The organism is Leclercia sp. G3L, assembly GCF_021117075.1.
Lineage (GTDB): Bacteria > Pseudomonadota > Gammaproteobacteria > Enterobacterales > Enterobacteriaceae > Enterobacter > Enterobacter adecarboxylatus_C.
Window position 1 is genome coordinate 1563866 of record NZ_CP088265.1, and the last position, 21199, is coordinate 1585064.

The 21199-nt window shown below is 56.7% G+C and carries 24 protein-coding genes; 21 read left to right on the forward strand and 3 right to left on the reverse strand.

The window, feature by feature from the left end; genetic code table 11:
• Positions 1 to 7: 7 nt before the first annotated feature.
• From mdcA to mdcH, 8 genes are all read left to right on the forward strand, one after another.
• Entirely contained in the window at positions 8 to 1663 is a 1656-nt protein-coding gene (gene mdcA, locus LRS40_RS08785) for a malonate decarboxylase subunit alpha (RefSeq protein WP_231313542.1), read from the forward strand.
• The gene (locus LRS40_RS08790) at positions 1663 to 2520 is read left to right on the forward strand and encodes a triphosphoribosyl-dephospho-CoA synthase (RefSeq protein WP_231313543.1); all 858 of its coding nucleotides are present in this window, start codon (positions 1663 to 1665) and stop codon (positions 2518 to 2520) included. The genes mdcA and LRS40_RS08790 overlap by 1 nt, the downstream gene beginning before the upstream one ends.
• Positions 2521 to 2529: 9 nt before the next feature.
• On the forward strand, positions 2530 to 2829 hold the full coding sequence (mdcC, locus tag LRS40_RS08795) for a malonate decarboxylase acyl carrier protein (protein WP_142487349.1): 300 nt from the start codon (positions 2530 to 2532) through the stop codon (positions 2827 to 2829).
• The gene (locus LRS40_RS08800; RefSeq protein ID WP_231313544.1) at positions 2822 to 3655 is read left to right on the forward strand and encodes a biotin-independent malonate decarboxylase subunit beta; all 834 of its coding nucleotides are present in this window, start codon (positions 2822 to 2824) and stop codon (positions 3653 to 3655) included. Before mdcC ends, LRS40_RS08800 begins: the two co-directional genes overlap by 8 nt.
• The gene (gene mdcE / locus LRS40_RS08805; RefSeq protein WP_156264769.1) at positions 3655 to 4455 is read left to right on the forward strand and encodes a biotin-independent malonate decarboxylase subunit gamma; all 801 of its coding nucleotides are present in this window, start codon (positions 3655 to 3657) and stop codon (positions 4453 to 4455) included. Before LRS40_RS08800 ends, mdcE begins: the two co-directional genes overlap by 1 nt.
• A 128-nt stretch (positions 4456 to 4583) precedes the next feature.
• Positions 4584 to 5543, forward strand: coding sequence for an AEC family transporter (locus LRS40_RS08810; protein WP_231313545.1), 960 nt, complete (start codon positions 4584 to 4586; stop codon positions 5541 to 5543).
• 2 nt (positions 5544 to 5545) lie between these two features.
• Entirely contained in the window at positions 5546 to 6166 is a 621-nt protein-coding gene (locus tag LRS40_RS08815; protein WP_231313546.1) for a malonate decarboxylase holo-ACP synthase, read from the forward strand.
• The gene (gene mdcH / locus LRS40_RS08820) at positions 6163 to 7062 is read left to right on the forward strand and encodes a malonate decarboxylase subunit epsilon (RefSeq protein ID WP_231313547.1); all 900 of its coding nucleotides are present in this window, start codon (positions 6163 to 6165) and stop codon (positions 7060 to 7062) included. Before LRS40_RS08815 ends, mdcH begins: the two co-directional genes overlap by 4 nt.
• Here mdcH and LRS40_RS08825 read toward each other — a convergent pair.
• Entirely contained in the window at positions 7052 to 7990 is a 939-nt protein-coding gene (locus tag LRS40_RS08825) for a LysR family transcriptional regulator (protein ID WP_142487343.1), read from the reverse strand. The genes mdcH and LRS40_RS08825 overlap by 11 nt on opposite strands.
• A gap of 15 nt (positions 7991 to 8005) precedes the next feature.
• Entirely contained in the window at positions 8006 to 9910 is a 1905-nt protein-coding gene (locus LRS40_RS08830; RefSeq protein ID WP_231313548.1) for an ABC transporter ATP-binding protein, read from the reverse strand.
• A 121-nt stretch (positions 9911 to 10031) separates the two neighbouring features.
• On the opposite strand from LRS40_RS08830, the gene kefG reads away from it, so the two are divergent.
• The 4 genes from kefG (at position 10032) to slyD (ending at position 13288) form a co-directional block, all read left to right on the forward strand.
• On the forward strand, positions 10032 to 10586 hold the full coding sequence (gene kefG, locus LRS40_RS08835) for a glutathione-regulated potassium-efflux system ancillary protein KefG (protein ID WP_142487341.1): 555 nt from the start codon (positions 10032 to 10034) through the stop codon (positions 10584 to 10586).
• Positions 10586 to 12391: a glutathione-regulated potassium-efflux system protein KefB gene (kefB, locus tag LRS40_RS08840; protein WP_142487340.1), complete on the forward strand. Its 1806-nt coding sequence runs from the start codon at positions 10586 to 10588 to the stop codon at positions 12389 to 12391. Before kefG ends, kefB begins: the two co-directional genes overlap by 1 nt.
• A gap of 11 nt (positions 12392 to 12402) precedes the next feature.
• Positions 12403 to 12603 (forward strand): YheV family putative zinc ribbon protein, encoded by a 201-nt coding sequence (locus LRS40_RS08845; RefSeq protein ID WP_039031545.1) that lies wholly within the window; start codon positions 12403 to 12405, stop codon positions 12601 to 12603.
• Between the two features lie 94 nt (positions 12604 to 12697).
• Positions 12698 to 13288, forward strand: coding sequence for a peptidylprolyl isomerase (gene slyD, locus LRS40_RS08850; RefSeq protein ID WP_142487339.1), 591 nt, complete (start codon positions 12698 to 12700; stop codon positions 13286 to 13288).
• A 45-nt stretch (positions 13289 to 13333) separates the two neighbouring features.
• On the opposite strand, the gene LRS40_RS08855 is transcribed toward slyD, so the two are convergent.
• Positions 13334 to 13552, reverse strand: a complete 219-nt coding sequence (locus LRS40_RS08855) for a protein SlyX (protein WP_156264763.1) — start codon at positions 13550 to 13552, stop codon at positions 13334 to 13336.
• 236 nt (positions 13553 to 13788) lie between these two features.
• Between LRS40_RS08855 and fkpA the strand changes: the two genes are divergently transcribed.
• The 9 genes from fkpA (at position 13789) to tuf (ending at position 21065) form a co-directional block, all read left to right on the forward strand.
• Positions 13789 to 14607: an FKBP-type peptidyl-prolyl cis-trans isomerase gene (gene fkpA / locus LRS40_RS08860; RefSeq protein WP_142487337.1), complete on the forward strand. Its 819-nt coding sequence runs from the start codon at positions 13789 to 13791 to the stop codon at positions 14605 to 14607.
• A gap of 164 nt (positions 14608 to 14771) precedes the next feature.
• Complete coding sequence (locus LRS40_RS08865) at positions 14772 to 15494, forward strand: transcriptional regulator (RefSeq protein ID WP_032614730.1); 723 nt, start codon at positions 14772 to 14774, stop codon at positions 15492 to 15494.
• Positions 15494 to 15880: a sulfurtransferase complex subunit TusD gene (tusD, locus tag LRS40_RS08870; RefSeq protein WP_142487336.1), complete on the forward strand. Its 387-nt coding sequence runs from the start codon at positions 15494 to 15496 to the stop codon at positions 15878 to 15880. Before LRS40_RS08865 ends, tusD begins: the two co-directional genes overlap by 1 nt.
• A complete protein-coding gene (gene tusC, locus LRS40_RS08875) occupies positions 15880 to 16239 on the forward strand; it encodes a sulfurtransferase complex subunit TusC (RefSeq protein ID WP_231313549.1) in 360 nt (119 codons plus the stop codon). The genes tusD and tusC overlap by 1 nt, the downstream gene beginning before the upstream one ends.
• A gap of 7 nt (positions 16240 to 16246) precedes the next feature.
• The gene (gene tusB, locus LRS40_RS08880) at positions 16247 to 16534 is read left to right on the forward strand and encodes a sulfurtransferase complex subunit TusB (RefSeq protein WP_231313550.1); all 288 of its coding nucleotides are present in this window, start codon (positions 16247 to 16249) and stop codon (positions 16532 to 16534) included.
• 124 nt (positions 16535 to 16658) lie between these two features.
• Positions 16659 to 17033 carry a 30S ribosomal protein S12 gene (rpsL, locus tag LRS40_RS08885; RefSeq protein WP_003023654.1) on the forward strand — a complete coding sequence of 125 codons (375 nt, stop codon included), beginning with the start codon at positions 16659 to 16661 and terminating at the stop codon, positions 17031 to 17033.
• A 96-nt stretch (positions 17034 to 17129) separates the two neighbouring features.
• Entirely contained in the window at positions 17130 to 17600 is a 471-nt protein-coding gene (gene rpsG / locus LRS40_RS08890) for a 30S ribosomal protein S7 (protein WP_004106370.1), read from the forward strand.
• A gap of 96 nt (positions 17601 to 17696) precedes the next feature.
• Positions 17697 to 19811 (forward strand): elongation factor G, encoded by a 2115-nt coding sequence (fusA, locus tag LRS40_RS08895; protein WP_142487333.1) that lies wholly within the window; start codon positions 17697 to 17699, stop codon positions 19809 to 19811.
• A gap of 69 nt (positions 19812 to 19880) precedes the next feature.
• A complete protein-coding gene (tuf, locus tag LRS40_RS08900) occupies positions 19881 to 21065 on the forward strand; it encodes an elongation factor Tu (RefSeq protein WP_142487332.1) in 1185 nt (394 codons plus the stop codon).
• The last annotated feature ends 134 nt before the right edge of the window (positions 21066 to 21199 follow it).

Below are 21199 nucleotides of genomic sequence, written 5' to 3' on the forward strand. Positions count from 1 at the left end.
GTTAACAATGTTATCAGGGCAAACGCCAGCCCGGAACTGGAACACGCGTCGCACTGAAAAAGCGCGCCGCCTGGCTTCCGTCCCGGTGCAGGGCAAGGTACTGCCAACAGGCGACCTTGTCGCCATGCTGGAAAAATTGATCGCCCCAGGCGACAAAGTCGTACTGGAAGGGAATAACCAAAAACAGGCAGACTTTCTCTCCCGCTCGCTGGCCGACGTGAACCCGCAAATTGTTCACGATCTGCATATGATTATGCCGAGCGTCGGTCGTAGCGAACACCTGGATATTTTTGAGAAGGGCATCGCCCGCAAACTCGACTTCTCTTTCTCAGGTACCCAAAGCCTGCGTATTTCGCAGCTGCTGGAAGACGGGCAGCTGGAGATCGGTGCCATCCACACCTACATCGAACTCTACTCCCGCCTGTATGTCGATCTCTCGCCGAACGTGGCGCTGATTGCCGGTTTTAAAGCCGACCGTAAAGGTAACCTTTATACCGGCGCCAGTACCGAGGATACCCCGGCGCTGGTCGAAGCCGCCGCCTTCCACGACGGCATCGTCATCGCTCAGGTGAACGAGCTGGTGGACGACGAGTGCGATCTGCCGCGTGTGGATATCCCCGGCTCCTGGATTGATTTCGTGGTGGTGGCAGACAAGCCGTTCTTTATCGAACCGCTGTTCACCCGTGACCCGCGCCTGATCAAACAGGAACACATTCTGATGGCGATGATGGCCATCAAAGGCATCTATGCGGAACACCAGGTTCAGTCCCTGAACCACGGTATCGGCTTCAACACCGCCGCTATTGAGCTCCTGCTGCCGACCTACGGCGAGCAGCTCGGCCTGAAAGGCAAAATCTGTAAACACTGGACGCTGAACCCGCATCCAACGCTGATCCCGGCTATTGAAAGCGGCTGGGTGGAGAGCGTGCACTGCTTCGGCGGTGAGCTGGGGATGGAAGAGTACATTCGTGCCCGCCCTGACATCTTCTTTACCGGCGCCGACGGCTCCATGCGCTCCAACCGCGCCTTCTGCCAGCTGGCAGGGCAGTACGCGGTGGATATGTTTATCGGCTCCACGCTGCAGGTTGATGGCTATGCCAACTCCTCTACCGTGACCCGCGGCCGTCTTTCCGGCTTCGGCGGTGCGCCCAACATGGGACACGACCCGCACGGTCGTCGTCATGCCACCCCGGCCTGGCTGAACATGATCACCGAACCTGACCCCATGCAGCGCGGTAAAAAGCTGGTGGTGCAGATGGTGGAAACCTTCCAGGCGGGCGTGAAACCGACCTTCGTCGAAAAACTCGATGCTGTTGAGGTGGCGAAAGCCTCCGGTATGCCGCTGGCCCCGGTCATGATCTACGGCGATGACGTCACCCACGTGCTGACGGAGGAGGGGATTGCTTACCTCTACCGGGCCAAAGATCTTGAGGAACGTCGTGCCATGGTCGCTGCCGTCGCGGGTATTACCGACATCGGCCTGGGTGTGGACGCCAAACGCGTCGCCGAGCTGCGCCAGAGTGGCAAAGTGCTCTACCCGGAAGATATGGGCATTCGCCGCACCGACGCCACCCGCTCTCTGCTGGCGGCTGGCAGCGTGTCTGACCTGGTTGAATGGTCGGGCGGTCTGTACAACCCACCTGCGAAATTCCGGAGCTGGTAATGAAACTTCTGCCCCGGATCCAGGTTGAAGGCGGTGCCGAATGGCTGGCGCGAACCGCCACGCAGTGTCTGATTGACGAAGCGCGACTCAGCCCGAAACCCGGTCTGGTGGACAGTCGGGGGAACGGCGCGCACCACGATTTATCGCTCGCGCTGATGGAGCGTTCGGCGCATAGCCTGACCCCCACGTTTCAGGCGCTGGCGCTGCAAAGCTGGCAGCGTCCGGCCGATATCGCGCTACGGCAGACCGTGGGGCGGCTGGGGCGCGAAGGCGAGCAGCAGATGATGGCCGCCACCGGCGGGGTGAATACCCACCGGGGCGCTATCTGGGCGCTGGGCTTGTTAGTCAGCGCCGTGGCGATGCTCGGTGGCAATGCGCAAGCCCGGACGATAGCCAACACCGCCGCGCAGCTGGCGAAACTGCCGGATGACGCCGCGCCGAAAGTGTTCAGTAAAGGACTACGCGCCACCCACCGTTATCGGGTGCCGGGCGCGCGCGAAGAGGCGCAGCAGGCATTTCCGCACATTATGCAGCGAGCGTTGCCTCAGCTTCGCCTGAGCCGGCTTAACGGCGGTACCGAAGCCCATGCCCGGCTCGATGCGCTGATGGCGATCATGACCTCGTTAACCGATACCTGCGTGCTCTCCCGCGCCGGTATGGAGGGGTTAGACACCATGCAGGACGGGGCCAGGGCGGTATTAGCCGCCGGCGGCACCGCACAGCCAGAGGGGCAACGCGCGCTCGCCGTATTAGATAAAAAGATGCTCTTGCTCAATGCCTCTCCGGGCGGCGCGGCCGACCTGCTTGCCGCCACGCTGTTCCTTGACCGCATAGAGACGCCTTATTTAGCGAATTAAGAGGATGTTATGGAAAAAATTACATTAACTCTGCCCGCCAGCCGTAACCTGAACGGCAAAGCGCTGGCAGGCGTTGTTGGCTCCGGGGATATGGAGGTGTTATTTACCGCCGACCAGGGCCAGTCATTAACCATCGAGATCACCACCTCGGTCGATAACAGCCGTAACCGTTGGGATGCGCTGTTCAACAGATTGCAAACCGTCAGCAGCCTGCCGGCGGGCAAACTGACCATCCACGACTTTGGCGCAACGCCGGGCGTGGCACGCATTCGTATCGAACAAGTCTTTGAGGGGGTGAGCCATGCGTGATGACAGCAGCTTTATCGAATTAAAAGCGCGCCAGCGTGCGCAGGCCCTGCTCGACGAGGGCAGCTATCGCGAACTGCTGGATCCGTTTGAAGGGATTATCTCTCCGTGGCTGGGGCCGCAGGGCATTGTGCCGCAGGCCGATGATGGCATGGTGGTGGCGAAAGGCACCATCAACGGCAAACCCGCGGTAGTCGTGGCAATTGAAGGCGTGTTCCAGGGCGGCAGCATGGGCGAAGTGTCCGGTGCAAAAATGGCGGCTGCGCTGGAGCTGGCGGCGGAAGATAACCGTAACGGCATTCCAACCCAGGCGGTATTAAGCCTTGAAACCGGCGGCGTACGTTTGCAGGAGGCGAATCTCGGCCTCGCGGCGATTGCCGATATCCACGCCGCGATTGTCGATCTGCGCCGCTATACCCCGGTCATCGGCATTGTCGCCGGTACCGTCGGCTGCTTCGGCGGGATGTCCATTGCGGCCGCGCTGTGCAGCTATCTGATTGTGACCCGCGAAGCGCGTCTGGGGCTGAACGGCCCGCAGGTTATCGAGCAGGAGGCGGGCATTGAAGAGTATGACTCCCGCGACCGTCCGTTTATCTGGAGCATGACCGGGGGCGAGATTCGCTATCAAAGCGGGCTGGTGGACGCGCTGGTGGGCGATGGCGTCAACGCGGTGAAAGCGGCGATGAACGACGCGATTGCGAAAGGCGTGCCGGCAAAACACCGCACCGACAATTACGACTGGTATCTCGAACGCCTGACCAACTTCGATACCCGCAAACAGGCGGATACTGAACAGATTCACGCGCTCTTTGCCCGGGAGGTGAAATGATGAGTACTTCAATTAGCCGTGGTGAGCTCTGGCTGGAAACCCTTGCCCCGAATGCCAAACGTCTGGAGGGGCTCTGCCCGTCGGTTCAGGCGGCGGACGGCGAGCTGAATGGCGAAGCGGTGCGCTTTGTTGCGGTGGTACCGGATGCCAACAACCACTATCCACGTGCGGCACGAGGCGAAGTCGGTCTGCTGGAAGGCTGGACCCTGGCCAAAGTGGTGAGTGAAACCGTCGCGGCCGATGCTGACAAAGCGGTTAAACGCCCGATTGTGGCGGTGATCGACGTACCGAGCCAGGCTTATGGCCGTCGCGAAGAGGGATTTGGTATTCACCAGGCGCTGGCCGGTGCTGCGGCGGCCTATGCTAACGCGCGTCTGGCGGGCCATCCGGTGATTGGCCTTATCGTCGGGAAAGCGATGTCCGGGGCGTTTCTGGCCCACGGCTATCAGGCCAACCGGCTGATTGCCTTCAACGACCAGGGCGTATTAATCCACGCGATGGGGAAAGAGTCTGCCGCGCGCATCACGCTGCGTACCGTGGAGGCGCTGGAAAAACTGGCGGCAACCATCCCGCCAATGGCGTATGACATCAGTAACTATGCCACCCTGGGGCTGCTGGAAAACCTGCTGGATATCAGCAATCCGGACGCACCTTCATCTCTCGATCTGGCGCTGGTTAAAACCACCTTACAACAGGCCATTGATGACGCTCGCCGGGATCCGACGCTGAAAAGCCGTCTGGGTGCCGACAATCGCCACAGCTCGGCTCTCGTACGTGAACGTATGCGAGCCAGCTGGTAACACCAAAAAGAAAAGACCTGCCAGATGCACGCCCCGTGGGCGCACCCGTTGCGCCCACGAGGGAACCTGCATCCTGAAAATAATAACCATCGCGTCAGTGCTTAAACTTCTTTTTTTACAGGTGATTTATGACTTATGTGATTGTTCATGCCCTTGCACCCATTTTTGTCATCATGCTGCTCGGCTTCTGGGCCGGTAAAGCCAAAATGGTGGATAACAAAAATGTGTCTCTGCTTAATATCTTCGTGATGGATTTTGCATTGCCCGCCGCGCTGTTCAGCGCCACGGTGCAAACGCCCTGGGCAGGTATCATTGCCCAGTCGCCGCTGATCCTAGTCCTGACCCTGGCGATGTGGATAACCTATGCGGCCATCTACTTCCTCGCCACCAAAGTTTTCAAAAAGTCACCGCAGGATGCCGCCGTGCTGACCCTGACCGTGGCGCTGCCGAACTATGCGGCGCTGGGCCTGCCGATTCTGGGCAGCGTGTTGGGTGAAGGCTCTGCGACCTCGCTCTCCGTGGCGGTCTCAATCGCCTGTGGCTCCGTGCTGATGACGCCGTTCTGTCTGCTGATTCTGGAACGCGAAAAAGCGCGTGCGGAAGGCGCAAACGGCGGTTCTACCCTGGCGATGCTGCCGGTGCTGATGTGGCGCTCAATTAAGAAACCAATCGTGATGGGCCCGCTGCTGGGTGTGATTCTGTCCGCGATTGGCATCAAAATGCCGGACCTGGTGCTGGCAGCGATTAAACCGCTCGGCCTGGCAGCAACTGCGGCAGCGCTGTTCCTGACCGGCGTGATCCTGTCGGCCCGTAAGCTGCAGATCAACACCATGGTGATTAGCGCGACCATCACCAAGCTGCTGATTCAGCCAGCGATTGCCTGGGGCATCGTGCTGGTGTTCGGTCTGCACGGTTCAGTGGCCATCACCGCGATCCTGATGATTGCCCTGTCTGCCGGTTTCTTCGGCGTGGTGTTTGGTAACCGCTTTGGCGTACAGTCTCCGGATGCGGAAGCGGTGCTGCTGTTAAGCTCCGTCCTGTGTATCCTGTCGCTGCCGCTGTTTATCTCGCTGACTTCAGGAATGTAATCATGACCACAACATTACGCCCGCACGACTTAATCTGGTTGACCACACGTGATGCGCTGGAGGATATCCACGAGTCCTGGGTGGATACGGCCTGGCATACCGGGCTGCCGGTAGTGGTGCGGCGTGATGTTGATGGTAACGGGCGTATACCGGTCGGGGTACGTGGCCTTAAGCGCGATCAGCGCGCGGCGGGCTGGGTTAACCCCCACCAGATTGCCCGTATCGTCTCCCCCGAACAGCTGAGCGCAGAAGAGAGTCTGCTGCGCTCGCCCTTTATCACTCAGCCACCGGTTCAGGTGGCGGTACAGCTTTCCCGCACCTCGTGGCCCTGGACATGGGGCATCACCGGCAGCACCGGCTATGCGCTTGCAACCGGCATTGCGGTGATCCACGCCGACAGCGATCTCGATCTGCTGATCCGCGCGCCGGAGCCGCTTTCGCGCACGGTGTTACTCAGCTGGCAGTCACAGCTTGAGGGGGCGCTCTGCCGGGCCGATACCCAGGTTGAGACGCCGCTGGGCGGCTTTGCGCTCAACGAATGGCTACGTGATGGAAAAACGTTGCTGAAAACCGACCGGGGGCCGCGCCTGACGGCGAACCCCTGGGCATGGGAGGAACAATGAAGATCCTGTTTACCTTTCCAGGTCAGGGGACGCAGCATCCCGGTATGCTGCAAAACCTGCCGGGAACCGAGCTGGCTCAGGCGCGTGAAGTGCTGGGTGCCAGTGAAGTGGACGCGCTGGACTCCCCGGCGGCGCTACAGCACACCCGCGCGGTACAGCTGGCGCTGTTGATCGCGGGCGTCGCCTGGGCGCGTGAGCTGGCACGTCGCGGCGTGGCGCCGGATATCGTCAGCGGCCTCTCTATCGGTGCATACCCTGCGGCGGTCATCTCCGGGGCACTCGATTTTGCTGATGCCCTGAAGCTGGTGGCCCTGCGTGGCGATCTGATGGAGCAGGCTTATCCGCAGGGCTACGGCCTGACGGCGATTATGGGGTTAACCCTTGCGCAGGTCGAAACCCTGATGGAAGGCACCGGCACCTATATTGCCAACCTGAATGCCGAGACGCAGATTGTGATCGCTGGTGCCGATGACGGCATGGCGGAAGTGGCGGCACGCGCGCTGGCGAAAGGGGCCAATAAAGCCCGCCGTCTGACGGTAAGCGTCCCGTCGCACTGCGAACTGCTGGCTGAACCGGCGCAAAAACTGGTCGCGGCCTTCAGCCGGGTCACGCTCTCTCGCCCCCGCTGCGCTTATCTGAGCGGCAGCACCGGGCGCGTGCTCTGGCAGCCTGAGAAAATAGCTGATGACCTGGCCATGAACATGGCCCGGACGGTGCGCTGGCAGGAGGCGGTGATTGCCGCTAACGAGCGTGAAGCGCGGCTGGCGATTGAGATGCCACCCGGCGGTGTGCTCACCTGTCTGGCTCGTCAGGCGGCCTGGGAAGGGGAGTCTGTCTCTCTGGAGCGCAGCGGCATCGACGTCGCGGTGCATCTCGCACGGCGTCTTAAGGCGTAGTGTTCTGCTCAAGGCGGCGGGCGTACATGCGGCCTTCCGCCGCCAGCGCCCGCAGGCTCGGATCCTGCTCGCGGTTGCGGGCAAAGACGATGGCGATCAGCTGCTGCATTTGATAAGGCTGGGCCAGCTTTAACAGCTGTACCGAGTTTTCATACACCTTTTTCATCCTGCCCGGCATCAGCGTAAAGCCCACCCCCGCCTGCACCAGACTCAGCATCGAAAAAATATCGTTTACCCGGGTGACGATCTCCGGCTCGAAACCGGCGATATGAAACGCCTCCTGGAAGCCCGCGTAGGTGGCGAAGCCCTCAGCCAGAGCAACAAACTTCTGGTCCTTATAGTCGCGTAGATCTGCCAGCTCGTCGGTATTGAGCTGCGCCGAGGCCGGGGCGGCAAGACAAATATCATCGTGGAACAGGGGCAGCACTTCGAGGTTGTTACGGTCAATTTCGCTTTCTGAGATTGAGATGAGAATGGCATCGAGCGAGCCTTCATCCAGCATATGCAGCAGGGTGTCGTTGGATCCCATGGTGAGATCCATCTCCAGATCCGGGCGACGCAGCTTCATGCCCATAATCAACTGCGGCACCGTTTCGAGCGTCAGGGAGTAGAGCGTGCCTACCCGCAGACGGCCCTGGCCGATGCCAGCCGTTTTACGCGCCTCTTCCAGTCCGCGCTCCATCACCTGCATCACCTCCTGGCAGTATTCCAGCAGCGTCCAGGCGGCGGGCAGGGCGATCAGATTCCGGCCTTTGTGGGTGAACAGCGGGCAGCGGACGTTCTCTTCCAGGGTGTGCAGGGCACGATGGACGCTGACCCCGCTGAGGTTCAGTACCTCAGCGGCACGGGCGATATTGCCCGTCTCCATAAAGGTCATGAAGATGCTAAGTTTGCGGAAGGTAATCTCGCTGGTCAGGTCCGGTATCATTGCCCCTCTCCCGGGTTAGTCGCTCTGGAGCATCCCTTCGAGCTGTTCCTGTGCGTCCAGCCAGGCCATCTCGCACTCCTCAAGGCTGGATTTGGTTTTGGCCTGCACCTGCAGACATTCGGTTAGCTCGGCTTTACGCGTCTGGTCATACAGCCCGCTGTCGCCCAGCTTCTCTTCAACTGTGGCAAGCGTGGCGTTGAGCTTCTCCATCTCTTTTTCCAGACGGGTGATCTCTTTACGCAGCGGCTGGGTTTGCGTACGCAGTTCCGCGTCGCGGCGCTTCTGGTCTTTACGCGCCTGGGCGCTGTTGGCGTTCTCTTTCGCTGCCTCTTCCGGCTGGTTTTCCTGCTTCTGCACGTCCGTCAGCCACTGCTGATAATCTTCCAGATCGCCGTCGAAAGGCTCAACTTTACTGTCGTGTACCAGGTAGAGATCGTCGGTGGTGGAGCGGATCAGGTGACGATCGTGCGAAACGACAACCAGCGCGCCTTCAAACTCAATCAGCGCTTCGGTCAGGGCCTGGCGCATGTCCAGATCCAGGTGGTTAGTTGGTTCATCGAGCAGCAGCAGATTCGGGCGCTGCCAGACGATAAGCGCCAGCACCAGACGGGCTTTTTCGCCGCCGGAGAAGCGCTCGGTCTTCTCGGTCACTTTATCGCCCTGGAAGCCGAAGCCGCCCAGGTAATCCCGCAGCTTCTGCTCCATCTCCTGCGGGGCCAGACGCGCCAGGTGCTGCAACGGCGATTCATCCGCGCGTAAAAATTCCAGCTGATGCTGGGCGAAATAGCCCAGCTTGATGCCCTTCGCCAGACCGATATCCCCGCGGACCGGCGCCAGCTCGCCCGCCAGCAGCTTAATCAGGGTCGATTTACCGGCACCGTTGCGCCCGAGCAGACCGATACGGGAGCCCGGAACCAGGTTGAGCTTAATCGAGTCGAGAATGATGCGGTCACCATAGCCGGCGCTGACCTTTTCCATTTTCAGCAGTGGATTGGGCAGGCTTTCCGGGGCGCGGAAGCTGAAGTGGAACGGGTTGTCGACGTGTGCCGGGGCAATCATCTCCATCCGTTCCAGCATCTTGATGCGGCTCTGGGCCTGCTTGGCTTTGGAGGCCTTGGCCTTGAAGCGATCGACAAAGCTCTGCAGATGCGCCACCCGCTGCTGCTGGCTTTCGTACATCGCCTGCTGTTGGGAGAGACGCACCGCGCGCTGGCGCTCAAAGGAGCTGTAGTTGCCGGTATATTCGAACATCGATTCCTGTTCGATATGAATAATTTTGTCCACCACCGGGTCGAGGAAGTCACGGTCGTGCGAAATCAGAATCAGAGTGCCCTGATAGCTTTTCAGCCACTTCTCCAGCCAGATAACGGCATCGAGATCGAGGTGGTTAGTCGGTTCATCAAGGAGGAGCAGATCGGAGCGGCAGATCAGCGCCTGGGCCAGGTTGAGACGCATACGCCAGCCACCGGAGAAGTCGCTGACCGGACGTTCCAGCTGTTCATTGCTGAAACCCAGCCCGTGCAGAAGCGTGGAGGCGCGGGAGCGGATGGTCCAGGCGTCGATAGCGTCGAGTTTGCCGTGGACGGTGGCAATCGCGTGGCCGTCGTTACGTTCGTTGGCGGCGTGCAGTTCGGCTTCCAGCCTGCGGTACTCCCGGTCGCCGTCAATAACATAGTCCATCGCCGGTACGCTCAGGGCAGGCGTCTCCTGGTTTACCCAGGCCAGCTGCCAGTTGCCAGGGTAGGTAAAGTTACCGCCGTCGGCACCGATCTCGTTTTTCAGCAATGACAGTAACGTGGATTTACCGCAGCCGTTTTTGCCCACCAGGCCCACTTTCTGGCCCGGGTTAATGGTGGCTGTAGCGTTGTCCAGCAGGACGCGTACGCCGCGACGAATTTGTAATGAGGAGAAAACAATCATAGAGCGCCGTATGTTCCGACTATGTTAAGTTGTCATTATAATCAGGTTAAATGTGCCGCCACGCGCCGCGTGGGTGTGCCATGGTAGCCCAAAATAACAGTGATGACGACCCGGGAGAGGAATGATGTCCCAGACAGCAAAAGTGCTGCTGCTGTATGCCCATCCGGAGTCGCAGGACTCGGTCGCCAACCGGGTTTTGCTCCAGCCGGCATTACAGCTCAGTAATGTGACGGTGCACGATCTCTACGCGCACTACCCCGATTTTTTTATCGACATCCCTCATGAGCAGGAGCTGCTGCGCCAGCACGACGTCATCGTGTTCCAGCATCCGCTTTATACCTACAGCTGCCCGGCGCTGCTGAAAGAGTGGCTGGACCGCGTGCTGAGCCGCGGCTTTGCCAGTGGCCCGGGAGGAAACCAGCTGGCGGGAAAGTACTGGCGGAACGTCATTACTACCGGCGAGCCGGAGAGCGCGTATCGCCACGATGGGCTTAACCGCTACTCAATGAACGATATCCTGCGCCCGTTCGAGCTGACGGCGGCCATGTGTCGCATGCACTGGCTGAGTCCGATCGTTATCTACTGGGCGCGTCGGCAGCATCAGGATGAGCTGGCCAGCCATGCCAAAGCCTACGGCGCCTGGCTGGCTGCACCCAATCTGACGGGAGGCCGCTGATGGAAGGTTCCGATCTGTTACTGGCGGGAGTGCTGTTTCTGCTCGCCGCCGTGGTGGCGGTGCCGCTGGCTGCGCGACTGGGTATTGGCGCGGTGCTCGGCTATCTGCTGGCGGGTATCGCCATTGGCCCCTGGGGGCTGGGATTTATCAGTGATGTGGACGAAATCCTGCACTTCTCGGAGCTGGGCGTCGTCTTTCTGATGTTTATTATCGGCCTGGAGCTGAATCCGGCGAAGCTCTGGCAGCTACGGCGCTCCATCTTCGGCGTGGGCGCCGCACAGGTGATCGGTAGCGCGGTGATCCTTGGTGGGCTGCTGATGCTGGACCATTTCTCATGGCAGGCGGCGGTAGTGGGCGGGATCGGGCTGGCGATGTCCTCCACCGCGATGGCCCTGCAGCTGATGCGCGATAAGGGCATGAACCGTAATGAGGCGGGGCAACTGGGTTTCTCCGTGCTGCTGTTTCAGGATCTGGCGGTGATCCCGGCGCTGGCCCTGGTTCCGCTGTTGGCGGGCTCAGGCGACGAACATTTCGACTGGATGAAAATCGGCATGAAGGTGCTGGCCTTTGCCGGCATGCTGGTGGGCGGGCGCTATCTGCTGCGTCCGGTGTTCCGCTTTATTGCGGCGTCCGGGGTACGGGAGGTGTTTACCGCGGCCACGCTGCTGCTGGTGTTAGGCTCGGCGCTGTTTATGGATGCGCTGGGGCTGTCGATGGCGCTGGGAACCTTTATTGCCGGCGTACTGCTGGCGGAGAGCGAGTACCGGCATGAGCTGGAGATCGCCATCGATCCGTTTAAAGGGCTGCTGTTAGGGCTGTTCTTTATCTCGGTCGGTATGGCGTTGAACCTGGGCGTGCTTTATACCCATATCCTGGCCGTGGTGCTGGGCGTGGCGGTGCTGATCGCCGTTAAAATGCTGGTGCTGTACGGGCTGGCGCGGGTATACGGCCTGCGGCACCCGGAGCGCGCGCAGCTCGCCGGGGTGCTGAGTCAGGGGGGAGAGTTCGCTTTTGTGCTCTTCTCCACAGCATCGTCCCAGAGATTGTTTCAGCATGATCAGATGGCGTTGCTGCTGGTGACCGTCACGCTGTCGATGATGACCACGCCGCTGCTGATGAAGCTGATTGATAAACGCCTGTCGCGCCGTATTAATGCTGCTGACGATGAGCATGAAGCGCCCTGGGTGGACGATGACAAACCGCAGGTGATTGTGGTGGGCTTCGGACGTTTTGGTCAGGTAATTGGCCGCCTGCTGATGGCGAACAAAAAGCGTGTGACGGTGCTGGAGCGCGATATCAGCGCGGTTAACCTGATGCGAAAGTACGGTTACAAAGTCTATTACGGTGATGCCACCCAGGTCGAACTGCTGCGCTCTGCTGGCGCAGAGGCGGCGGAGTCGATCGTCATCACCTGTAACGAGCCGGAAGACACCATGAAGCTGGTGCAGATCTGCCAGCAGCATTTTCCCCATCTGCACATCCTGGCGCGAGCGCGCGGGCGTGTAGAGGCGCATGAACTGCTTCAGGCCGGGGTGAAGCAATTCACCCGCGAGACCTTCTCCAGTGCGCTGGAGCTGGGGCGCAAAACGTTAGTGACGCTGGGTATGCATCCGCATCAGGCCCAGCGCGCGCAGTTACACTTTCGCCGTCTGGATATGATGATGCTGCGCGAGTTGATGCCGGTGCATACCGATACGGTGCAAATTTCCCGGGTACGGGAAGCGCGCCGCGAGCTGGAAGAGATCTTCCAGCGTGAGATGCAGCAGGAGCGTCGACAGCTGGACGGCTGGGATGAATTTGAATAACGAGGTAGAGAATGGCGGTACGTAAACGCTTTATCGCCGGTGCGAAATGCCCGGCCTGCCAGGCGCAGGATTCCCTCGCCATGTGGCGAGAGAACAATATCGATATTGTTGAGTGTGTTAAGTGCGGGCACCAGATGCGTGAAGCGGACAAAGAGGCTCGCGAGCATGTTCGCAAGGAAGAGCAAGTGATCGGGATTTTTCATCCGGACTAGCGATATGCCCTGAGTTTTTTTAAGCTAAAGGGTACACGGGTGCAGATTTCCGTTACAATCTGCGCCAGCAATTTTCCCACGCTCAGGAGATATCATGAAAGTAGCAAAAGACCTGGTGGTCAGCCTGGCCTATCAGGTACGTACAGAAGACGGTGTGTTGGTTGATGAGTCTCCGGTGAGTGCGCCGCTGGACTACCTGCACGGTCACGGTTCCCTGATTTCCGGTCTGGAAAACGCGCTGGACGGTCACGAAGTTGGCGACAAATTTGACGTTGCTGTAGGCGCAAACGACGCTTACGGTCAGTACGATGACAACCTGGTGCAGCGCGTTCCTAAAGACGTGTTCATGGGCGTTGACGAACTGCAGGTTGGCATGCGCTTCCTGGCGGAAACCGACCAGGGCCCGGTTCCAGTAGAAATCACTGAAGTTGAAGATGACCACGTTGTGGTTGATGGTAACCACATGCTGGCTGGCCAGAACCTCAAGTTCAACGTTGAAGTGGTTGCTATCCGCGAAGCCACTGAAGAAGAGCTGGCTCACGGCCACGTTCACGGTGCGCACGGTCATGACCACGATCACGATCATGGTCACGACGGCTGCTGCGGTGGTCACGGCCACGATCACGACCATGGTCACGACCACGGTAAAGGCGGTTGCGGTAATGGCGGCTGCGGTTGCCACTAAGCTTCAGGCTCAAAAAAAGCGGGAATATCCCGCTTTTTTTACGTCTCAATAATGGGGCGGTGGCGTCTCTTCCGACTGCGACGCAATGTGCGATGACTGCGACGCTTTTACTTTTTCGGTTAACAGACGCAGCAGATCCCGCAGCTTTGCCATCTCCAGCTCGTGGGCCGTCACGGTCTGGTTCAGCTCATCGATGGTGATCTCCTGAAAAGCCAGGCGGCTTTCAAGCTCAGCCAGTCGTGCTTCCATATCTGTATTCTGCATGATTCACCTCGTTGGTCTCGTTTACCCCGTTCGGGGCTGGCGGCGGCGGATTTTACCCGAGATTATCCGCGCGCGCAGTAAACATCCCCTTGCTGCGAAACTAATTTAAACAAAAATAGTCTGAAATGTGGTGCTAATCAGGGGTGTCTACCTGTAGATTTGTTCCTCAACGTTTTATAGTACGCTTCTCATTTACGCTTAATACGGGGTGAGAGTCCCCGGCCCTGGAGAAATGGATGAAATCACTGTTTAAAGTAACGCTGCTGGCGACCACGATGGCTGTCGCTCTGCATGCGCCGCTGACTTTCGCTGCCGATACCGCGGCGAAGCCTGCTGCGGCAGCTGACAGTTCTGCGGCGTTCAAAAATGACGACCAGAAGTCAGCCTATGCGCTGGGCGCATCTCTGGGCCGTTACATGGAAAACTCTCTGAAAGAGCAAGAAAAACTGGGCATTAAACTGGATCAGACTCAACTGATCGCCGGTGTTCAGGATGCGTTTGCTGATAAGAGCAAACTGTCAGACCAGGAAATCGAGCAAACTCTGCAGGCTTTCGAAGCGCGCGTGAAAGGCGCAGCGCAGGAGAAGATGGAGAAAGACGCGGCTGAAAACGAAACGAAAGGCAAAACCTACCGTGAAGCTTTCGCTAAAGAGAAAGGCGCTAAAACCTCTTCTACTGGCCTGGTCTATAAAGTAGAGAAAGAAGGTACCGGCGACGCACCGAAAGACAGCGATACCGTCGTCGTAAACTACAAAGGTACCCTGACCGACGGTAAAGAGTTCGATAACTCTTACACCCGTGGTGAGCCGCTCTCCTTCCGTCTGGACGGTGTTATCCCTGGCTGGACTGAAGGCCTGAAGAACATCAAGAAAGGCGGTAAAATCAAGCTGGTCATCCCACCGGATCTGGCCTACGGCAAAACTGGCGTCCCGGGTATCCCGGCTAACTCCACGCTGGTATTTGACGTAGAGCTGCTGGATATCAAGCCAGCGCCAAAAGCGGATGCCAAGGCGGACGCGAAGTCAGAAGCGCCTGCTGAAGCCACCAAGAAGTAAATCGGTAACAACCGCCGCCTCTGAAGCGGCGGTTTTTTTATTATGGTGCAGATATAATTAACACTGGAAGCGCTACCTACGCTGTATTAATTTAGTTGCCCGTGTAAATAATGAGCCTGCCCTGAAAACCTACCGACAGGCTCCTGAAAAGGAGTGTTTTTTTCATGACCAGGTCGCTTTTAACCAACGAAACCAGCGAACTTGATCTGCTGGATCAACGTCCTTTCGATCAGACCGATTTCGATATTCTGAAATCCTACGAAGCGGTAGTGGACGGGTTAGCGATGCTCATTGGGTCCCACTGCGAAATCGTATTGCACTCCCTGCAAGATCTGAAATGTTCTGCCATCCGCATTGCCAATGGTGAGCATACTGGCCGTAAAATTGGCTCGCCAATCACCGACCTTGCACTGCGTATGCTGCACGACATGACCGGCGCGGACAGCAGCGTCTCAAAATGTTATTTCACCCGCGCGAAGAGCGGTGTCCTGATGAAGTCCGTGACGATTGCTATCCGCAACCGCGACCATCGGGTGATTGGTTTGCTGTGCATCAACATGAACCTCGATGTACCGTTCTCCCAGATCATGAACACCTTCATTCCGCCAGAAACCCCGGATGTCGGATCCTCCGTTAACTTTGCCTCCTCGGTTGAAGACCTTGTCACCCAGACGCTGGAGTTCACCATCGAAGAGGTGAATGCCGATCGCAATGTGTCTAACAATGCCAAGAACCGCCAGATCGTGCTTAACCTTTATGAAAAAGGCATTTTCGATATCAAAGATGCGATTAACCAGGTAGCCGATCGTCTCAATATTTCCAAACATACGGTGTATCTCTATATCCGTCAGTTCAAAAGCGGCGATTTCCTGGGGCATGAGAAGTAATGCGTTTTGCGTTAATGGTGACAGGCCCGGCTTACGGTACGCAGCAGGCCAGCAGTGCGTTGCAGTTTGCGCGCGCGCTGCTTGCAGCAGGACATGAACTGGTCAGCGTCTTTTTTTATCGGGAAGGCGTCTATAACGCCAACCAGCTCACGTCACCCGCCTCTGATGAGTTTGATCTGGTGCGTGCATGGCAATCGCTAAACCAGCAGCACGGCGTTGCGCTGCACATCTGTGTGGCGGCTGCGCTGCGTCGCGGCGTGAGCGATGCGAACGAAGCGCAGCGTCTGGGCCTGCCTGCCGCCAATCTTAATGACGGCTTTTCACTTAGCGGCCTCGGGGCGCTGGCAGAAGCTGCATTAACCTGCGACCGAATGGTGCAATTCTGATGAACCGCGTTGCTTTTGTCTTTACCTCTGCGCCTCATGGTAGTGCCGCCGGAAGGGAAGGGCTGGATGCATTACTGGCGACCTCCGCGCTTACTGAGGAGATCGGTGTTTTCTTTATTGGCGACGGTGTGTTTCAACTGCTTACCGGGCAACAGCCGCAATCTGTGCTGGCGCGCGACTACATCGCGACCTTTAAAGTCCTGCCGCTGTATGACATCGAGACGTTTTACGTCTGTGCTGCCTCCCTGCAGAGGCGCGGTTTGAGTGAAAACACGCCTTTTGTTCTCGACGCCACGGTGGTTGTGCCGGAGGTGTTGCGTGAACATCTCTCCCACTTCGACACTATCCTGACATTCTGAGGCCGTCATGCTCCATATCCTGAGCCACTCTCCCTGGCAATGTGACATCGAAAGCCTGTTAAGCATGGTGCGTGAAGGCGATGCTCTACTGTTGATCCAGGATGGGGTCCTGGCGGCGGTAGAAGGCAGCCGCTTTGTTGATATTCTCAATAATGCCCCCATCTCTGTCTCTGCGCTTAAAGATGACATCGATGCCCGCGGTCTTGCTGGTCAAATTTCAACCAAAATTAACGTGGTTAGCTATACTGATTTCGTTAATCTGGCTGTCCAGCACACCGGTCACATGAACTGGTGATGCGAGATCGCTGTATATTTCTTGACACCTTTTCGACGTAGCCCTAAAATTTCGCGTCCTCATATTGTATGAGGGCGTTTTATTACGTGTTTACGAAGCAAAAGCTAAAACCAGGAGCTATTTAATGGCAACAGTTAACCAGCTGGTACGCAAACCACGCGCTCGCAAAGTTGCAAAAAGCAACGTGCCAGCGTTGGAAGCCTGCCCGCAGAAACGTGGCGTATGTACTCGTGTATATACCACCACTCCTAAGAAACCAAACTCCGCACTGCGTAAAGTATGCCGTGTGCGTTTGACTAACGGTTTTGAAGTGACTTCCTACATCGGTGGTGAAGGTCACAACCTGCAGGAGCACTCCGTGATCCTGATCCGTGGCGGTCGTGTAAAAGACCTTCCGGGTGTTCGTTACCACACCGTTCGTGGTGCGCTTGACTGCTCCGGCGTTAAAGACCGTAAGCAATCTCGCTCCAAGTATGGCGTGAAACGTCCTAAGGCTTAATGGTTCTCCGTTAAGTAAGGCCAAACTGATTTATCTTAATGTCATACTAAACTCTTAGAGTTTTGGACAATCCTGAATTAACAACGGAGTATTCCCATGCCACGTCGTCGCGTCATTGGTCAGCGTAAAATTCTTCCAGATCCGAAATTCGGATCAGAACTGCTGGCAAAATTTGTAAATATCCTGATGGTAGATGGTAAAAAATCTACTGCAGAAGCAATCGTATACAGCGCGCTTGAGACCCTGGCTCAGCGTTCTGGTAAAAATGAACTGGAAGCTTTCGAAGTCGCTCTCGACAACGTTCGCCCAACTGTAGAAGTTAAGTCCCGCCGCGTTGGTGGTTCTACTTATCAGGTTCCAGTTGAAGTTCGTCCGGTTCGTCGTAATGCTCTGGCAATGCGTTGGATCGTTGAAGCTGCTCGTAAACGCGGTGATAAATCCATGGCTCTGCGTCTGGCGAACGAACTTTCTGATGCTGCAGACAACAAAGGTACTGCAGTTAAGAAACGTGAAGACGTTCACCGTATGGCAGAAGCCAACAAGGCGTTCGCACACTACCGTTGGTAATCCCTTCGGAGTCTTAGTCACCAGGCGGGCGCTTCAGCGAAGCAGCCCGCTTTGGGTTACTTAACTGAACGCCTAAAAAGATAAACGAGGAATCAAATGGCTCGTACAACACCCATCGCACGCTACCGTAACATTGGTATCAGTGCGCACATCGACGCCGGTAAAACCACTACCACCGAACGTATTCTGTTCTACACCGGTGTAAACCATAAAATCGGTGAAGTTCATGACGGCGCCGCTACCATGGACTGGATGGAGCAGGAGCAGGAGCGTGGTATTACCATTACCTCCGCAGCGACTACTGCATTCTGGTCTGGTATGGCTAAGCAGTATGAACCGCATCGCGTAAACATCATCGACACCCCGGGGCACGTTGACTTCACAATCGAAGTAGAACGTTCCATGCGTGTTCTTGATGGTGCGGTAATGGTTTACTGCGCAGTTGGTGGTGTTCAGCCGCAGTCTGAAACCGTATGGCGTCAGGCAAACAAATATAAAGTTCCACGCATCGCGTTCGTTAACAAAATGGACCGTATGGGTGCTAACTTCCTGAAAGTTGTTGGTCAGATCAAATCCCGTCTGGGCGCGAACCCTGTTCCGCTGCAGCTGGCAATTGGTGCTGAAGAAGGCTTCACCGGCGTTATCGACCTGGTGAAAATGAAAGCCATCAACTGGAACGAAGAAGACGCAGGCGTTACCTTCACCTACGAAGATATCCCAGCAGACATGCAGGACCTGGCTGACGAATGGCACCAGAACCTGATCGAGTCCGCAGCGGAAGCTTCAGAAGAGCTGATGGAAAAATACCTGGGTGGTGAAGAACTGACTGAAGAAGAGATCAAAAAAGCTCTGCGTCAGCGCGTTCTGAACAACGAAATCATCCTGGTAACCTGTGGTTCTGCGTTCAAGAACAAAGGTGTTCAGGCGATGCTGGATGCGGTAGTAGACTACCTGCCATCCCCGGTAGACGTTCCTGCGATCAACGGTATCCTGGACGACGGTAAAGACACGCCGGCTGAGCGTCACGCAAGTGATGATGAGCCGTTCGCTGCTCTGGCGTTCAAAATCGCTACCGACCCGTTCGTAGGTAACCTGACGTTCTTCCGCGTGTACTCTGGTGTGGTTAACTCCGGTGACACCATCCTGAACTCCGTGAAATCTGCACGTGAGCGTTTCGGTCGTATCGTACAGATGCACGCGAACAAACGTGAAGAGATCAAAGAAGTTCGTGCGGGCGACATCGCTGCTGCTATCGGTCTGAAAGACGTGACTACTGGTGACACCCTGTGTAACCCAGATCACCCAATCATTCTGGAGCGTATGGAGTTCCCTGAGCCGGTAATCTCTATCGCCGTTGAACCAAAAACCAAAGCTGACCAGGAAAAAATGGGTCTGGCTCTGGGCCGTCTGGCTAAAGAAGACCCATCATTCCGCGTATGGACTGATGAAGAATCTAACCAGACCATCATCGCTGGTATGGGTGAACTGCACCTCGACATCATCGTTGACCGTATGCGTCGTGAATTCAACGTTGAAGCTAACGTAGGTAAACCTCAGGTTGCTTACCGTGAAGCGATTCGTCAGAAAGTTTCCGATGTTGAAGGTAAACACGCTAAGCAGTCTGGTGGTCGTGGTCAGTATGGTCACGTTGTGATCGACATGTACCCACTGGAGCCGGGCTCTAACCCTAAAGGTTACGAGTTCATCAACGACATTAAAGGTGGTGTGATTCCTGGCGAATACATCCCTGCCGTTGATAAAGGCATCCAGGAGCAGCTGAAGTCTGGTCCACTGGCTGGTTATCCGGTAGTAGACATGGGTGTTCGTCTGCACTTCGGTTCTTACCATGACGTTGACTCCTCTGAACTGGCGTTTAAACTGGCTGCTTCTATCGCCTTTAAAGAAGGCTTTAAGAAAGCGAAACCAGTTCTGCTTGAGCCGATCATGAAGGTTGAAGTAGAAACTCCTGAAGAGAACACCGGTGACGTTATCGGTGACTTGAGCCGTCGTCGCGGTATGCTGCGTGGTCAGGAATCTGAAGTAACTGGCGTTAAGATCCACGCTGAAGTTCCGCTGTCTGAAATGTTCGGATATGCAACTCAGCTGCGTTCTCTGACCAAAGGTCGTGCATCATACACCATGGAATTCCTGAAGTATGATGATGCGCCGAACAACGTTGCTCAGGCCGTAATTGAAGCCCGTGGTAAATAATCCACAGGATTAAAACCTAAGTCCCGTGCTCTCTCCAAAGGGGAGAGCACTATAGTAAGGAATATAGCCGTGTCTAAAGAAAAATTTGAACGTACAAAACCGCACGTCAACGTTGGTACTATCGGCCACGTTGACCACGGTAAAACTACCCTGACTGCTGCAATCACTACCGTTCTGGCAAAAACCTACGGCGGTGCTGCTCGTGCTTTCGACCAGATCGATAACGCACCAGAAGAAAAAGCTCGTGGTATCACCATCAACACTTCCCACGTTGAATATGACACCCCGACTCGCCACTACGCACACGTAGACTGCCCGGGCCACGCCGACTATGTTAAAAACATGATCACCGGTGCTGCGCAGATGGACGGCGCGATCCTGGTTGTTGCTGCGACTGACGGCCCTATGCCTCAGACCCGTGAGCACATCCTGCTGGGTCGTCAGGTAGGCGTTCCTTTCATCATCGTGTTCCTGAACAAATGCGACATGGTTGATGACGAAGAGCTGCTGGAACTGGTTGAGATGGAAGTTCGTGAACTCCTGTCCCAGTACGACTTCCCGGGCGACGATACCCCAATCGTTCGCGGTTCCGCGCTGAAAGCGCTGGAAGGCGAAGCAGAGTGGGAAGAGAAAATCATCGAACTGGCTGGCTACCTGGATTCCTACATCCCAGAGCCAGAGCGTGCGATTGACAAGCCGTTCCTGCTGCCTATCGAAGACGTATTCTCCATCTCCGGTCGTGGTACCGTTGTTACCGGTCGTGTAGAGCGCGGTATCGTTAAAGTTGGCGAAGAAGTTGAAATCGTTGGTATCAAAGAGACTGCCAAGTCTACCTGTACCGGCGTTGAAATGTTCCGCAAACTGCTGGACGAAGGCCGTGCCGGTGAGAACGTTGGTGTTCTGCTGCGTGGTATCAAACGTGAAGAAATCGAACGTGGTCAGGTTCTGGCTAAGCCAGGCTCCATCAAGCCGCACACCAAGTTCGAATCTGAAGTGTACATCCTGTCCAAAGACGAAGGCGGCCGTCATACTCCGTTCTTCAAAGGCTACCGTCCACAGTTCTACTTCCGTACTACTGACGTGACCGGTACCATCGAACTGCCAGAAGGCGTTGAGATGGTAATGCCAGGCGACAACATCAAAATGGTTGTTACCCTGATCCACCCAATCGCAATGGACGATGGTCTGCGCTTCGCAATCCGCGAAGGCGGCCGTACCGTTGGCGCGGGTGTTGTTGCTAAAGTTCTGGGCTAATTAATTATCCCTGAATTAAAAAGGACGCTTCGGCGTCCTTTTTTGTTGTCTGGCGCTTCTCCCTGTCACAAATTTTCGCATTTTTTGTTGGCCCCCGCCCCGTATCTGAGCGCTTGTGCTATTGTAATCATAAT

Excerpts from the sequence above, each read along its gene's own strand:
- tusB (WP_231313550.1), top strand. The coding sequence starts at position 16,247 with ATGCTCCATATCCTGAGCCACTCTCCCTGGCAATGTGACATCGAAAGC.
- mdcH (WP_231313547.1), top strand. The coding sequence starts at position 6,163 with ATGAAGATCCTGTTTACCTTTCCAGGTCAGGGGACGCAGCATCCCGGT.
- LRS40_RS08845 (WP_039031545.1), top strand. The coding sequence starts at position 12,403 with ATGGCGGTACGTAAACGCTTTATCGCCGGTGCGAAATGCCCGGCCTGC.
- mdcE (WP_156264769.1), top strand. The coding sequence starts at position 3,655 with ATGAGTACTTCAATTAGCCGTGGTGAGCTCTGGCTGGAAACCCTTGCC.
- LRS40_RS08800 (WP_231313544.1), top strand. The coding sequence starts at position 2,822 with ATGCGTGATGACAGCAGCTTTATCGAATTAAAAGCGCGCCAGCGTGCG.
- LRS40_RS08810 (WP_231313545.1), top strand. The coding sequence starts at position 4,584 with ATGACTTATGTGATTGTTCATGCCCTTGCACCCATTTTTGTCATCATG.
- slyD (WP_142487339.1), top strand. The coding sequence starts at position 12,698 with ATGAAAGTAGCAAAAGACCTGGTGGTCAGCCTGGCCTATCAGGTACGT.
- LRS40_RS08790 (WP_231313543.1), top strand. The coding sequence starts at position 1,663 with ATGAAACTTCTGCCCCGGATCCAGGTTGAAGGCGGTGCCGAATGGCTG.
- LRS40_RS08865 (WP_032614730.1), top strand. The coding sequence starts at position 14,772 with ATGACCAGGTCGCTTTTAACCAACGAAACCAGCGAACTTGATCTGCTG.
- kefG (WP_142487341.1), top strand. The coding sequence starts at position 10,032 with ATGATGTCCCAGACAGCAAAAGTGCTGCTGCTGTATGCCCATCCGGAG.
- LRS40_RS08815 (WP_231313546.1), top strand. The coding sequence starts at position 5,546 with ATGACCACAACATTACGCCCGCACGACTTAATCTGGTTGACCACACGT.
- fkpA (WP_142487337.1), top strand. The coding sequence starts at position 13,789 with ATGAAATCACTGTTTAAAGTAACGCTGCTGGCGACCACGATGGCTGTC.
- tusD (WP_142487336.1), top strand. The coding sequence starts at position 15,494 with ATGCGTTTTGCGTTAATGGTGACAGGCCCGGCTTACGGTACGCAGCAG.
- mdcA (WP_231313542.1), top strand. The coding sequence starts at position 8 with ATGTTATCAGGGCAAACGCCAGCCCGGAACTGGAACACGCGTCGCACT.
- fusA (WP_142487333.1), top strand. The coding sequence starts at position 17,697 with ATGGCTCGTACAACACCCATCGCACGCTACCGTAACATTGGTATCAGT.
- LRS40_RS08855 (WP_156264763.1), bottom strand. The coding sequence starts at position 13,552 with ATGCAGAATACAGATATGGAAGCACGACTGGCTGAGCTTGAAAGCCGC.
- rpsG (WP_004106370.1), top strand. The coding sequence starts at position 17,130 with ATGCCACGTCGTCGCGTCATTGGTCAGCGTAAAATTCTTCCAGATCCG.
- tusC (WP_231313549.1), top strand. The coding sequence starts at position 15,880 with ATGAACCGCGTTGCTTTTGTCTTTACCTCTGCGCCTCATGGTAGTGCC.
- LRS40_RS08825 (WP_142487343.1), bottom strand. The coding sequence starts at position 7,990 with ATGATACCGGACCTGACCAGCGAGATTACCTTCCGCAAACTTAGCATC.
- mdcC (WP_142487349.1), top strand. The coding sequence starts at position 2,530 with ATGGAAAAAATTACATTAACTCTGCCCGCCAGCCGTAACCTGAACGGC.
- LRS40_RS08830 (WP_231313548.1), bottom strand. The coding sequence starts at position 9,910 with ATGATTGTTTTCTCCTCATTACAAATTCGTCGCGGCGTACGCGTCCTG.
- rpsL (WP_003023654.1), top strand. The coding sequence starts at position 16,659 with ATGGCAACAGTTAACCAGCTGGTACGCAAACCACGCGCTCGCAAAGTT.
- kefB (WP_142487340.1), top strand. The coding sequence starts at position 10,586 with ATGGAAGGTTCCGATCTGTTACTGGCGGGAGTGCTGTTTCTGCTCGCC.